This is a genomic window from Aerococcus sp. L_32 (genome assembly GCF_050689315.1).
The window spans coordinates 1-911 of sequence record NZ_JBOEQF010000717.1 but is presented as its reverse complement, the minus strand read 5'-3'; the positions used below and the strand labels follow the sequence as shown (position 1 = coordinate 911).

The window sequence follows — 911 nt, the reverse complement described above, 5'->3', positions numbered from 1 at the left end:
TCTTATATTGCCTCCATTATATATTTGAGGCAATTAAAAGTCAATTGCGCCAAATTAGGTGTTCAAAAATTCGTTTAGACTTGTGCAGAGCTAGAAAAAAAGCCATTTATAGATAGTTGGAACTTTCCCCTGTGCCTACCACTTCACCTATGCAAAATTAAGCAACACTCAAATCTACGTTGCTTGGTACAACACACCCCTATAAAGTCACAAATACGCTTCTCCAGACACGTATAAAAGCCATGACAAGACATCATGACTTTAGCGAAAAAATATTTATAAAACTTGAATTTATCTTAATCAACATATCAGAAGCATCATTATATTAGCATTCCAACCCCTAACAGTCACACATTCAAAACATCGTACTCATGAGATTTGTTTAGTTTTGTAATACCAGTACTTTTAGACTACAAATCAGATCGTTATCTTACCTAAATACAAACGATAGTTTTGTTAATTACGGCACTCGCAAACGTGTATCTTGTCTAGAGCTTTTACAAACAGTGTTGTTCAAGCCTGTATAAAAAACGAAGTGTGTCCGTCTCTAGATAAATTTATAAATCATTTGAGCAATACGATGTATTTCATTTCTTGAAAATCTATACGGTTGTTAACTAAAAACGCCTTGGATATCTTCCATCCAGCCTTTAAACAGGTCTTCCATGATGCGTGCCACTTGTACAACAATGCTGACCTTGTCGACATCTTCTGCTGGTACAATGGCATTTGACATATCCAATTGGTTAAAGAGACTTTCATCAAAGTTCACCGTCGTATTGAAAGTATTAATTGATTGGTCCACTGACAATGGCGCTGTCAGCGCTAAGTTCCCTACAGCGTCATATTGGAAGGCTGCATCATAAGTTGTAGTCGAATTATTTTCTAAATCATAATTATAAGGTAAGAAC

The 911-nt window shown here is 35.7% G+C and carries 1 pseudogene; it reads right to left on the bottom strand.

The features are described 5' to 3' along the window. Positions 1-613 precede the first annotated feature (613 nt). Positions 614-911: pseudogene (locus ACRCJ0_RS15945) on the bottom strand (D-alanyl-D-alanine carboxypeptidase family protein); the annotation flags it as partial.